Origin of the sequence: Pseudomonas citronellolis, from assembly GCF_900112375.1 — a bacterium.
In the GTDB taxonomy this organism is placed as follows: Bacteria; Pseudomonadota; Gammaproteobacteria; order Pseudomonadales; family Pseudomonadaceae; genus Pseudomonas; species Pseudomonas citronellolis.
The window spans coordinates 256,385-268,541 of the sequence record NZ_FOLS01000004.1; the positions used below are offsets into that span (position 1 = coordinate 256,385).

The 12,157-nt window shown below is 65.1% G+C and carries 10 protein-coding genes; 4 read left to right on the plus strand and 6 right to left on the minus strand.

Annotated features, from left to right (window positions below; translation table 11 throughout):
- Positions 1-95 precede the first annotated feature (95 nt).
- The 5 genes from BM060_RS06200 to BM060_RS06220 are packed head-to-tail and all read right to left on the minus strand — an operon-like array spanning position 96 to position 5,545.
- Positions 96-1,763, minus strand: coding sequence for a hypothetical protein (locus BM060_RS06200; RefSeq protein ID WP_074978260.1), 1,668 nt, complete (start codon positions 1,761-1,763; stop codon positions 96-98).
- Complete coding sequence (locus BM060_RS06205; RefSeq protein ID WP_074978263.1) at positions 1,753-2,928, minus strand: acyltransferase family protein; 1,176 nt, start codon at positions 2,926-2,928, stop codon at positions 1,753-1,755. The genes BM060_RS06200 and BM060_RS06205 overlap by 11 nt, the downstream gene beginning before the upstream one ends.
- The gene (locus tag BM060_RS06210) at positions 2,912-3,922 is read right to left on the minus strand and encodes a glycosyltransferase family 2 protein (protein ID WP_074978266.1); all 1,011 of its coding nucleotides are present in this window, start codon (positions 3,920-3,922) and stop codon (positions 2,912-2,914) included. The genes BM060_RS06205 and BM060_RS06210 overlap by 17 nt, the downstream gene beginning before the upstream one ends.
- On the minus strand, positions 3,919-4,842 hold the full coding sequence (locus BM060_RS06215) for a glycosyltransferase family 2 protein (protein WP_074978268.1): 924 nt from the start codon (positions 4,840-4,842) through the stop codon (positions 3,919-3,921). The genes BM060_RS06210 and BM060_RS06215 overlap by 4 nt, the downstream gene beginning before the upstream one ends.
- Positions 4,843-4,855: 13 nt before the next feature.
- On the minus strand, positions 4,856-5,545 hold the full coding sequence (locus BM060_RS06220) for a sulfotransferase family protein (RefSeq protein WP_256257798.1): 690 nt from the start codon (positions 5,543-5,545) through the stop codon (positions 4,856-4,858).
- Between the two features lie 170 nt (positions 5,546-5,715).
- On the opposite strand from BM060_RS06220, the gene BM060_RS06225 reads away from it, so the two are divergent.
- The 3 genes from BM060_RS06225 to BM060_RS06235 all read left to right on the plus strand — a co-directional run bounded on the left by BM060_RS06225 (position 5,716) and on the right by BM060_RS06235 (position 8,577).
- Positions 5,716-6,471 (plus strand): ABC transporter permease, encoded by a 756-nt coding sequence (locus tag BM060_RS06225; RefSeq protein WP_074978273.1) that lies wholly within the window; start codon positions 5,716-5,718, stop codon positions 6,469-6,471.
- An 8-nt stretch (positions 6,472-6,479) separates the two neighbouring features.
- Positions 6,480-7,241 (plus strand): ABC transporter ATP-binding protein, encoded by a 762-nt coding sequence (locus BM060_RS06230; protein WP_074978275.1) that lies wholly within the window; start codon positions 6,480-6,482, stop codon positions 7,239-7,241.
- A gap of 70 nt (positions 7,242-7,311) precedes the next feature.
- Positions 7,312-8,577, plus strand: a complete 1,266-nt coding sequence (locus tag BM060_RS06235; RefSeq protein ID WP_074978277.1) for a sulfotransferase family protein — start codon at positions 7,312-7,314, stop codon at positions 8,575-8,577.
- Positions 8,578-8,598: 21 nt separating this feature from the next.
- Here BM060_RS06235 and BM060_RS06240 read toward each other — a convergent pair whose 3' ends face one another.
- Complete coding sequence (locus tag BM060_RS06240; RefSeq protein ID WP_074978280.1) at positions 8,599-10,356, minus strand: cation:proton antiporter; 1,758 nt, start codon at positions 10,354-10,356, stop codon at positions 8,599-8,601.
- A 249-nt stretch (positions 10,357-10,605) separates the two neighbouring features.
- Between BM060_RS06240 and BM060_RS06245 the strand changes: the two genes are divergently transcribed.
- Entirely contained in the window at positions 10,606-11,475 is an 870-nt protein-coding gene (locus BM060_RS06245; protein ID WP_074978282.1) for a Tim44 domain-containing protein, read from the plus strand.
- Positions 11,476-12,157: the final 682 nt, after the last annotated feature.

Consider the following 12,157-nt stretch of genomic DNA (forward strand, 5'->3'; position numbering starts at 1 on the left):
TCACTCTGTTCGCAGATTGCACCGTGTCATCCGTTTTCTTGTTGTACAGACTGCCGATCAAAGCAGGGTCCTCCGGCCGACGGGCCGTCTTGGAGTCAGAAGGTCTCAAGGCACTTGGCCGAAGCGAATTCGCCGGCCCCGACGAGAAACGCCTGGAACAGGCTCGGCGGACGCCGCTCGAGGGTCAGCCAGGGCAGGTTGTCTATCACGCCCAGCCCAACCACGCGCCCGCTGTCGTCGCCCAGCGCCAGGTAATCGAAGCGGCGCGCCTGCGCCTCGGGCAGCGTGCCGCTGACCCGCAGGATCCCGCCGCTGGCGCTGCTCCACGCCTCTGCGCGCGCGTCCCGCACCTCGCAGGGCCGGCCTGGCAGTTGCCCGATATCGCGTCCGAGCAGCGCCGCCAGAGCGGAGAGATCCGAGTGCGGATCGTCGAAGATGGAAATCCTGGCGGCACGAGCACGCTGGAATTGTTCCCGCGCCTCACCGGCGCCGAGCTGGCCCAAGGGCTTCTCGCTTTCGCCCAACTGATAAGACAACAGTGCGGCCTGCCGGGCCTTGTCGGGCACTGCCCAGTAGTCGATACGCAGCGTATTGAACTGACCCGCTAGCAGCACCAGGAACACCGCGAGAAAAGCCAGTGCCGGTACCCAGCGCGCCAAGCGCCAGGCATCCGGCAGCAAGCGTAGCGACAACAGCAGCAATGCCGCCCACATGAGCAACGCCGGGGTGGTATAGCGGCTGACCAGGGCCGTGTCGTAACCCATGAAGCTGCGCCCCAGGCTGGTCAAGCCGGCGCTGATCACCACGTAACCGACGAAGCCCAGCAGCGCCAGGCAGAAGGGGTCGCGGCGGCTGCGCAGGCAATTCACCAGCAAGGCCGCAAACAGCGCCAGGCCCAGGTAGCCCATCGTCATTGCGAGGGGCACCTTGCCGTCCACAGCCACTGCCGGGGCACCACCGAGGTAACAGGCCATGTAATTGACGAAGGGCAGCGTATGCTCGACCAGGATCCGCAGGCCCAGATCGGTGGCAGGCCCTTTCACGTAGTCGGAGAAGTACAGCCCCCACACCAATACAGCGGTGAGCAGACAGATGGCGAAGCGCCGGCCGGGCCCCCAGCGCAACAGGCTGAAGAGGGCCATCACCGGCAGGCAGAACAACCCGCTGATCATGCTGAAGGTAGCCAGGACGCCCAGAGCGAGAGCCCCCCAGAAAGCCCCCCGGCCCTGCTCGGCGCGCGCCAGCCAGTAAAGCGCCAGCAACGGCAGTGCGAAGGCAGCGATGAACTGGTTCTGGAAAGGCGACGCGGCGTTATCGTGCTGCAGCCATGAGAAGCACATCAACGCCAAGGTGCAGTACAGCAACCAGAGTCCCTGCGCCGAGTATCCGGGGAACAGCCGGCGCGAAAAGGCCACCAGCGTCGCCCAGGCCAGCCCCAGCAGCAGGAAATTCAGCACCACCAGAATGACGGCGCGACCAGCGAAGTAACGCAGGTCCAGCCAGAAGAACAGCTTGGAAAGAAGAATCCGGTGCTCGTTGTGCTGGCGCCACCAGGCCTGGAAGGACTCCGAGTCCAGGTAGAAGCCTATGTAGCCGGTCCAGGAGTCCAGGTAGGGGATGGGCGAATAGTGCACCCAGGCGAAATAGGCCAATGACAGCAGGAACGCCAAGGCAGCAGTTCCCGCCAGCAGGCAAGAAACGCCCAGCAGAGGTAGGGCCCGCTCGCGATTATCCGGCAGCATTGCGGCTGCATCAGCGCGCATCCGTCGCGCCCTCCATCGCCACCGGCTTGCTGGCGAAGACCGGCAGGCGGGCCTTCAGGTTGAGGAATGGCCGCTCGATGCAGCGGTAGCAGGCGAAGGACAGCAGCCAGATGAGCGGCAGGCTCCCCACCAGGGCCAACCAGTGCAGTGGCTGCAAGGGCGTGGCCATTTGCTGGGTGGCCAGGCGTACCCAGTACAGCAGGTAGAACTGCACGGGGACATGCACCAGGTAGAGGGAGTAGGAGATCTTGCCGATATGCTCCAGCAGCGGGTTGAGCAACAGCGACCTGACGCCGCCGCGCAGATGCAGGCTGCACAGCAGCAGGCAGCCCCAGAGCAGGGCCTCCAGGTTGTGATACATGGGCAGGCGGTCCACGGCCGGGCGCTGCCCTACTTCACCGTACCAGGCCAGCAACGCCAGCAATGCTGCCAGCGCCACGCTGCCGACGAGCCCGGCCACGCCGCGGCGCCCGAGCCATCGCGCCGACCATCCGCTGTTGTACAGCCAGGCGAAGAACGCCCCCGCGAGGAAGGCGCCCCCTCGGCCGAACAACGAGTCAGCGATGCTCCAGTGCCCGGGAGCCGCCAGCCACTGCCGATCGCTGAGCAGATACAGGTGCGCCGCGGCCCAGGCCAGCAAGGCCAGGGCCACCACCCAGCGACCCAGCCGCCAGCGCAGCAGCAGCATGGTCCAGGGCAGCAGCAGATAGAACTGGATCTCGGTGCACAGCGACCACCAGGGCACGCTGAAGGGAAACAGGCCGAAGCCGACCGGGATGAAGAACAGCGCCTTCAGGGCATCCGCGCTACCGGTGAAGAGCCAGGCGACCAGGATAGCCAGGTAGTACAGCGGCAGGATGCGCAAGGCGCGCGCCCAGTAGAAACGCCGGATGTCGATGTCCCGGCGCTGCCGCAGCGCTTCCAGGAACGGCAGGCTGAGCAGGAAGCCGCTGAGCACGAAGAACAGCGTGACGCCGGTATTGCCGGCGGCGATTATCTTCATCCACGCCGGCGCCGCAGCGCCCAGGCCGTGATCACCGCGGTCGCCGAAAAGAATACCGAAATAGTGGAAGCCCATGACCAGCAGGACCGCCCAACCGCGCAGCGACTCCAGTTCCGGCAGGTAGTGCGCAGGCCGGCGCAGCCCCTCAATGGTCTGCGACATGGCCCAGGGCCCGCAGCGATTCGCGCTTGATCTGCTCGTCGGCGAAGGGATCGCGCCCATCGTTGGCGAAACGCTGGAAGCGCTTCTGCGCCCACTCGGCGGACAGCTCCAGGAAGCGCGTCGCCGGCCACTTGAACTGCCCCAGCAGCAAGGGTTCCAGAGTCGGGGAATGGTAGGGCTGGCCACGAATCGCCAGGTACTCCTCCTGCTGGCGCTGGAGGATCTGTTCGCGGCGGCCGGATTCGGAGGTGGTCACTCCACCATGCAACTGATGGAAGGAACCCTCCCCGGCCAGCACCACCAGCTGGGTAGCGGGAAGCATCGCCAGGCGCCGGTAGACGTCCAGGTTCAGCATGCCGCCGCCTGGGCACTGGAAGCGTTCGTCGGCCTGGCCGATCTCGCGGAAGCACTCGGCGCTCGCGAACAGGCAGTTGCACTCCATGAACGGCTGCAGGGCCCCGCGCGCGTTGCCGGGGCTCCAGCAGGCGATGTCGAACAGGCCATAGCCGTTGCGCGGCCAGTCCACCGACTGCAGCAGGCCGATCTCGCTGGCTTCGGAATAGCCGTTGGTCAGGTGGAACTGCTGGTCGTGCTCGCCCAGGTGGAAGCCTGGCACCGCCACCAGCGCCTGCTCGTTCATGCGGAAGGCCATCAGGGTGTGCTTGATCACCCCCGGGGTGACCATGCGCGCACCGTCGATCAGCAGTCCGATATAGCGCCCCCGGGCCTGGGCGAAGGCGAAATTGATCGCCGCCGCCGGCGACACCCCCGGCTCATCCCGCAGGAAGTAGCGGAAGTCGCCCGGCAATTCGGCGATGGCCTGGGCATCCAGGGTGCGCGCGGAGCGGTTCTCCACCGCTATCACTTCGTAATCGGCGGCATCGACATCCTGCTGGTAGTCGCTGGCCAGGCTGCGCAAGGTGTTCAGCGCCTGGCGCTGCATGTCGTAGGCGATGACGATGATCGATAGCAGGGGCTGGCGTTGCTCGCTCATTGCGGCCGTACCTGGGTCAGCGAATGTTCGAGGAAGCGCAGAACGTGCGGATGCGGCGAGCCCAGCAGGATCGGCCGCACGCACGGCGGCGAACGGTCGTCGCCGCGGATCTCGCGATCCTGGTCGTCGAGTTGCTTGTAGACGCGCTCGCGCTCTTCCTTCAGGGTGCCGGTGGTCACGCCGCCGTGGAACTGGTGGAAGGAGCCTTCGCTGTAGAGCAGGTAGAAAGGCGTATCGGGCATCTCGAGGAGGCGCTTGTACAGATCGAGGTTGGCGTTGCCGCCGCCGAAGTCGTTGTAGCGCGGGTTCACCCCGCCGAGCTGGCGCCACTTGCGCCGCGACATGGCGATGAAGTTGCTCTCGTAGTTGGCCTGGAAAAAGCCGCCCCGGCACGAGCCGCTGAGCACGGCGATGTCGAACAGCCGGTAACCGTTCTCCGGCCAGTTGATCTGCCGCAGCAGGCCCGCCTCGACCTCCTCGTTGTAGCCTTCGTTCACCGCCACCTGCTGCAGCTTGTGGCCGATGTGGTAGCCGGGAGCGGAGACCGCCGCATGGGGCTCCAGGCGGAAGGCGTCGAGGGCCCCCCTGATCACCCCGGGGGTCACCATGCGCGCACCGTCGATCATGATCGCCAGGTGGCTGCCGCGGGCCACCGAGGCGCCGAAATTGATCGCATGCACCGGCGTGCGCTCGCTCTCCTGGCGGTGGTAGTAGCGGACGTTGCCGCCCTGCGCCAGGGCCCGAGCGGCCCCCAGCAGGCGATCCGAGTGGTTCTCCACCACTATGACTTCGTAGTCGCTTTCGCGCACGCCGTGCTGATAGCGCACGCTCAGCGAATGCAGGGTCCGTTCGGCCTGGTCGGGCATCTTGTAGACGATCAGGACGATCGACAACTTGGGTCTGCGCAGCAATGACAGCATGGGAACTCCGGCCTCAGCGGGCGATGGCCTGAAGTTGCCGGTAGATCTTGTCGATCTGCGCGGGCAAGGCTTCGGCCTGCGGCGTCACATGATGGCGCAGCTCGGCGCTGAAGAAGCGCTCCTCGGGCATGCGCTGCAGCGCCAGTTCATCGAGTACCCCGTTGAGCTTGCGGTGCAGCACCGCTTCGTCCTCGTCGAAGCACAGCACCGGGAAGGCGGCCTGCCGGTGCAGGTCCAGCAGACGCTGGTTGTAGGCCGCCCAGATGGCGAAGGCGCGCTCGCGCGGCATGCCGCCGCGGGCATCCAGGGACTGCGCCACGGCCTGCGGGTGGCGGAAGATGCCGACGTAGCCCAGGGAAGGCAGCAGCTGCTGCCAGCCCTCGATCACCAGGATCGCCCGCGGGTCCTTGAACCCCCAGCGCGGCACCTCGCGGTAATCGTCGATCAGCGCCCGGGCCTCGGCGAACTCGGCGTCGCTCCAGCGGATCGGCGCATCGGGCGGGTTGTCCCAGGCGAAGCCCCGAGCCGCCAGGACGCGATCGTGGAAACCGACGATGTCGAGGTTCTCGCGGTTGCCCTTGAGGTTGTGCGGGTTCCAGGTGCTGTGTTTGCCCAGCTCGAGGCCGGCCTGCTGCAGCGAACCGGTCAGGAAACTGGTGCCGCTACGATGCATCCCGACCACCATCAGGGTGGTGGCGGGCAACTGCGGGGCCGTTTCACCCTTTGATTTGAACAAGGCTTGAATAAACCGCATCCTGAGCTCTTTTTGTCGGTTTTTTGTTATTTCGGCTGTGATCGCACGAAAATCGCGAGGCTTTTACGGAACCGCATTGTGGTTAAATGGATACCCCATTTCAATCCAATAAAAAAGAAATGAAGTACAGGGATATCGTCCTCTACGGCGTCTACACCGATCTGCGTACCGAGGTGGCCCGGCGCTTCCTGGGGTTCCTCTGGTGGATCATCGAACCGGTGATGTACATGGGGGCCTTCTACATCGTCTTCGGCCTCGCCTTGCGCCAGAACACCCCCGGCTACGTCCCCATGCTGCTGTCGGGCATGGTGGTCTGGAAATGGTTCGACGGCTCGGTCCGGCTGGCCAGCAACGCCCTCTCGGCGAATGCCGGGATCATCCAGCAGATCTACGTGCCCAAGTACGTGTTCGCGCTGATCCCCATCCTCAGCAACACCTTCAAGTTCCTGATCATCCTCGGCCTGCTGATCGTCGCCCTGCTCGCCAGCGGCCATGTGCCGAGCGTGCACTGGCTGGGACTGTTACCGGTGATGCTGGTGCAGTTGTTTCTTATCGTCTCAATCGGTTTCCTGCTCGCCGCCATCCTGCCCCTCGCACCCGACTTAAAGCAGGTTGTGGATAACGTGCTGATGCTGATGATGTTCCTCTCTGGCGTGTTCTTCAGCGTCGACCACCTGCCCGAGAAGATGAAGCTGTTCTTCAACCTCAACCCGATGGCGCCGGTGATCACCGCGTACCGGGACATGCTCCTGCACAACGCCTGGCCATCCTGGGCCAGCCTGGCCTACGTGATACTGGTTTCGTTGCCGATCTTCGCGGTCGCGTGCGGCTTGCTGCACTACTATGACCGTAAATACGCCAAGCTGATGCTGTGAGGCCAGTAGTGAAGAACGATGTCATCCTCACCGCCGATCGCATAAGCCTCTGCTATCGCCAGCGCACCGGCGTGCTGCGTTACGAAAAATTCTGGGCGCTCCAGGACGTGTCCTTCGAGCTCCACGAGGGCGAGACCCTGGGCCTGATCGGCGGCAACGGCGCCGGCAAGAGCACCCTGCTGCGGGTCATCGCCGGCATAGTCGAGCCCAACCACGGCCGCATCCAGCGCCACAAGCGCCTGGTGGCCAGCCTGCTGGCCCTGAACGTGGGCTTCAAGACCGACCTGTCCGGGCGCGACAACGCCATCATCGGCGGTCTGCTGCTGGGCCTGTCCGCCCGGCAGGTCCGCGCACGTCTCGACGAGATCCGCGAATTCAGCGGCCTGGAGAACTTCTTCGAACAACCGGTGGCCAGCTATTCCACCGGCATGCGCGCACGCCTGGGCTTTTCCGTAGCCATGCACGCGGACCCGGACATCCTGCTGATCGACGAGGTGCTGGGGGTCGGCGACCAGACCTTCAAGGACCGTTCGCAGCAGGCGATGCAGGAGAAGATCCGCTCGAACAAGACCGTGGTCCTGGTCTCCCACAGCCTCGAGGCGGTGAGCAAGCTATGCGACCGGGTGCTGTGGATCGAGAAAGGCAAATCGATCGACTGCGGCGCGACCGACGAAGTGCTCGGGCACTACGACCGGGTGATCAAGGAAGTGGTACGCGAACAACGCAAGGCCCAGCGAGCAGCATTGATGGCCAAGGCCGATCCGGCGTAACGCGGAGCGGCCGATCAAGGGGGGCGCATTGATAATGACAACAACAAGAAAAGTCCTGGTCGTTCTCGGCATGCACCGTAGCGGTACCAGTGCCATTACCAAGGGCCTGGAACTGCTCGGCGTGGAACTGGGCAACAACCTGATGCCGGCGGCGAAGGGCAACAACGAGCGCGGCTTCTTCGAAGACCTCGATATCCACAACTTCAACCAGCGGCTCATCAGCGAAGTGCTGGACAACGACTGGGACAGGCTCGAACCCCTGCAGCTGGACAGGCTGGGGGCCGAACACCGCTCCGCAGCGCAGAGTCTGCTGAAGGAAAAACTGCCCGAGCGCCGTCCCTTCGCTTTCAAAGATCCCCGGGTCAGCCTGCTGCAACCCTTGTGGGAATCGGTATTCGACAGCCTTGCCATCGACCATTGCTACCTGATCTGCGTACGCAACCCGCTGAGCGTCGCCGGTTCATTGTTCAAGCGTGACAGGCTTCATCCGCTGAAAGCCCAGTTGCTGTGGTGCCATTACATGCTGGCCGCCTTGCGGCATACCCAGGACAAAAGCCGCGTATTCGTGGATTTCGACCTGCTGTTCGAGGAGCCGGTCAACGAGCTCGAACGCATTGCGACGGCGTTCGAACTTCCGCCGCCCGACCGGCAGGAGGCGGACGTGCGCGCCTATGCCACCGATTTCCTGGCACCAGCCCTGCGTCACAACCACAGCCACGCTGAGCAGCTCGAAGACCCGCGCCAGGCACTGACGCTGACCCGCGATCTGTTCCGGCTCCTGAAGCGCCAGGCCGACGCTCGCTGCGCGGATGGAGTCGACGACGGGCAGTTGCGGGAACTGGAGAGCCGTTACGAGGCGCTGCTGCCGATTCGTCAGGAACTGGATCGGATCTACGGCGACCGCGACGGGCTCGAGAAGCACCTGCTGATGATCAGCAACGATCACTTCAACCTGCTCGAGAACACCGACGGAAGCTCCCGCCCGGTGTCACTCGAAGCATGGCGGGAGTACTACGCGAAGGAATTGCGCCAGGATCTGATACAGGCCCGCCGCGAAGAGGCCCATCACCGGCAGCTCCTGCAACACGAGTGCTGGCGGCTGGAGGATCAGCTGAAAATCGCGCAGTCGCAGAAGGAATGCGCGCAGTTGGAGCTGCAACGCATCTACGCGAGCAATTCCTGGCGCCTCACCGAAACCTTGCGCACCCTCAGGCGCGCTCTGGTGACCACGCCCCTGAAGCTGCTGCGCGGCGAGGTGAAGATCGGCTCCGGCAAACCGCGGGCAGCCGACCTGGACCAGCTGGGCTACGAAACCGACGCCGAAGCCGGTCGCTGAGACTAACTCGATCGGGCGGGCTCAATGCCCGCCCTTGCCCTGCTCCAGGGTTTCCAGCAGGGCGATCTGCATCCGCGAATGCAGGCGGATGAACCAGCGCCAGCCCACCGCCAGCGCCAGCGCGGCCACCAGGCCCACCACCACCAGCAGCTCGCCCGGCGGCAGGATGCTCGAACTGAGCGCCGCCAGCAGCAGCATCATGCCGCCCAGGGACAGCAGCGGGATCATCTCGGCGATCACCCGGCGTACCCGCGCGGTGTGGCGCCCGGCGCTCTCGGCCTTCACGCCCATTTCCGCCAGCAGCATGGCCAGCGCCTTGAGCTTGCGGTAGGCGGCGATTAGGAAGGGCAGCGACAGCAGCAGCGCGGCGCCCCAGATCAGCGCCTTGTGCAGCGCCTCGTGCTCGACCCAGTTGGCCAGCCACTCGGCGATCCGCCCGGCGAAGAACGCCAGGCCGAAGAAGATGGCGATCACCAGCACCAGGTTCACCCCCACCTGCAGCAGGATGCGCCGGATCATCCCGGCCAGCACCGCCTTGTCGCCGCGCGGGCGGATGCTGCGCAGCCACTCGCCGTACAGGCCGAACACCCGCACCATGGGCGAAGGCAGGGTGCGCCCCAGGTACAGCGCCAGGGGGTCGGCGGAGCGGATCAGGTAGGGCGTCAGCAGGGTGGTGATGGCCGACACGCCGACCACCACCGGGTAGAGGAAGTCGCTGGTCACCCCCAGGCTCATGCCCAGGGCAGCGATGATGAAGGAGAACTCGCCGATCTGCGACAGGCCCATGCCCACGCGCATCGAGGTGCGCCCGTCGTTGCCGGCGATGTAGGCGCCGGTGCCGCAGGACACCAGCTTGCCCAGCACCACCACCAGGGTGATGACCAGGATCGGCGCGGCGTAGTCCACCAGCACCCGCGGGTCGATGGTCAGGCCGATGGCGACGAAGAAGATGGCGCTGAACATGTCGCGCACCGGCTCCATCAGCCGCTCGATCTGCACCAGTTGGCGCGATTCGGCCATGATCGCGCCGATCAGGAAGGCGCCGAGGATCATGCTGTATTCCAGCTTCACCACCAGCAGGCAGAAGCCGAAGCACAGGCCGAGCACCGTCACCAGCAGCATCTCGTTGCTCTCGAACTTCGCCACGTAGGCCAGCAGGCGCGGCACCAGCAGGATGCCGACGACCAGCGCGACGACCATGAACAGGCTCAGCTTGCCCACCGTGGAGACCACCTGGTCGGCCTCCACCGTGCCGCTCACGGCGATGCCGGAGAACAGCGCGATGATGCCGATGCCGAGGATGTCCTCGATGATCAGCACGCCGAAGATCAGCTGGGCGAAGCGCTCGTTCTTCAGCTTCAGGTCGCCCAGCACCTTGATGATGATGGTGGTCGAGGACATCGCCAGGATGGCGCCGAGGAACAGCGAGTCCATGGTGTTCCAGTCGAACAGCCGGCCGATCTCGAAACCGGCCCAGATCATCAGGGTGATCTCCAGGAAGGCGGCGATGAACGCCGTGGCGCCGACCTGGAACAGCTTGCGCAGGGAAAACTCCAGGCCCAGGCAGAACATCAGGAAGATCACCCCCAGCTCGGCGAGGGTCTTGATGGTCTGCTCGTCGTGCACCAGGCCGAAGGGCGGCGTGTGCGGGCCGATGATCACCCCGGCGATGATGTAGCCGAGCACCACCGGCTGCTTGAAGCGGTGGCAGAGGATGGTCACGAAGCCGGCGATCAGCATGATCACCGCCAGGTCCTGGATGAAGTCGATAGCGTGCATGGCGGCGGTCCTCGCGCGATGTGGCAGTGGGGGGATCGCGCGGCCAGCGGCCCCGCTAGGGCGCCAGCCTATCAAACGGCCAGCGTCTTCGAGGCCGCTGAAAAACCCGGTTACAGACCTTCGCAGCCCTTCTGGCCCAAGACCTGGCGCGGCGCAGGGGCAATAGCCGGAAACAAAATCCGGCTGGTTCCTGGCGGCCATGCTCGGCAACATGACGCGCGTCGTATTCCAACCAAGAGAATGACCCCAATGAAGCGCTTTCTCAGCCTTGCCATGGCCTTCTGTGTCGCCGTGACGCTCAGCCTCGACGTCAATGCCGCCAAACGTTTCGGCGGCGGCAAGAGCATGGGCTCGGCGCCGAGCCACCAGACCCGCCAGGTGCAACCGAACACCGCCCCGAACACCCCCAACGCCGCCGCTCCGGCCGCCGCAGGTGCAGCCGGTGCCGCCGCCGCTGGCGGTGCGTCGCGCTGGCTCGGCCCGCTGGCCGGCATCGCCGCCGGCGGCCTGCTGGCCTCCATGTTCATGGGCGACGGCTTCCAGGGCATGCAGTTCCTCGACATCCTGATCATCGCGCTGATCGCCTTCATCGCCTTCCGCTTCATCGCTTCCCGTCGCCGCCAGCAGGCCCAGGGCCAGCCAGCGATGGCCGGCCATGCGCCGCAGCAGCGCGAGATGCCGGCCGCCCAGCCGTCGCCGTTCGGCGCCACCGCCCGTCCGGCCGCGGCCGCCCCGGTGATCAACGCGCCGAGCTGGTTCGACGAGCAGCGCTTCGTCGGCGCCGCCCGCGAGCACTTCCTGTCCCTGCAACAGCACTGGGACGCCAACGAGATGGACAAGATCGCCGAGTTCGTCACCCCGCAGATGCTGCAGTGGCTGAAGCAGGAACGCGCCGAACTGGGCGACGGCTACCAGTCCACCTACATCGACAACCTGCAGGTGCAACTGGAAGGCGTCGACGACCAGGCCGACAAGACCATCGCCACCCTGACCTTCAGCGGCCTCTCCAAGACCTCGCGCTTCGACCAGGGCGAGACCTTCAGCGAAAGCTGGCGCATGGAACGCGCCCAGGGCCAGGACCAGCCCTGGCTGCTGGCTGGTATCCGCCAGAACGGGTGATAACTGCTGACGTAGGGCTGTTCGCTTGAGCAAGACAGAACGCCGTTTCCCTTCATGGGGAAACGGCGTTTTCGTATCTGGGTGGTATGCATGGGCCCTGTAGGAGCGAGCTTGCTCGCGAACAGTGGTTACCGGCGGGCTGCGGTGTTGGGTGTTAAGAGCGCCCTCTCCCCAACCCTCTCCCGCAAGCGGGAGAGGGGGCTGTTCGGAGTGGGTGGGGAGTTTGGAGTCATCCTGGGACGCCTAACCCCACCCCGTCATTCCCGCGAACGCGGGAACCCAGGGTTCGCGAGCAAGCTCGCTCCTACGAAAAGCAAAAGCAGCTCTGCTCTGGCTTTTGCTCTTGGGATTTCCAGAGAAACATCCGCGCGCACCGGAACGCCCCTTCAGAAGGCCGAGCGAAACCCCCGCTCAGGAGGTCATGCGACATGGATGTCGCGAGAGCCCCGCGGGCTACAGGGACGTACCCTCGGGGCGGGCCTCCGTGGCGGGGGAGTTCGTGAGGGTAGCCCGGCTTTATCGGGCCCGTATGTTGGGGCAAGCCTTTTTGGTTCCTTTTGTGGCGTTTGACAAAAAGGGACTCGCCCGAGGGGGCGAAACAAAAAACATCCGAGCACGCCGAAGCGGCGCAAACACACCCAAACAAGAAGTCTCTGGGTTCCCGCGTTCGCGGGAATGACGG

Coding starts and splice junctions, on each gene's coding strand:
- BM060_RS06200 (WP_074978260.1), bottom strand. CDS start 1,763: ATGCGCGCTGATGCAGCCGCAATGCTGCCGGATAATCGCGAGCGGGCC.
- BM060_RS06205 (WP_074978263.1), bottom strand. CDS start 2,928: ATGTCGCAGACCATTGAGGGGCTGCGCCGGCCTGCGCACTACCTGCCG.
- BM060_RS06210 (WP_074978266.1), bottom strand. CDS start 3,922: ATGAGCGAGCAACGCCAGCCCCTGCTATCGATCATCGTCATCGCCTAC.
- BM060_RS06215 (WP_074978268.1), bottom strand. CDS start 4,842: ATGCTGTCATTGCTGCGCAGACCCAAGTTGTCGATCGTCCTGATCGTC.
- BM060_RS06225 (WP_074978273.1), top strand. CDS start 5,716: ATGAAGTACAGGGATATCGTCCTCTACGGCGTCTACACCGATCTGCGT.
- BM060_RS06235 (WP_074978277.1), top strand. CDS start 7,312: ATGCACCGTAGCGGTACCAGTGCCATTACCAAGGGCCTGGAACTGCTC.
- BM060_RS06240 (WP_074978280.1), bottom strand. CDS start 10,356: ATGCACGCTATCGACTTCATCCAGGACCTGGCGGTGATCATGCTGATC.
- BM060_RS06245 (WP_074978282.1), top strand. CDS start 10,606: ATGAAGCGCTTTCTCAGCCTTGCCATGGCCTTCTGTGTCGCCGTGACG.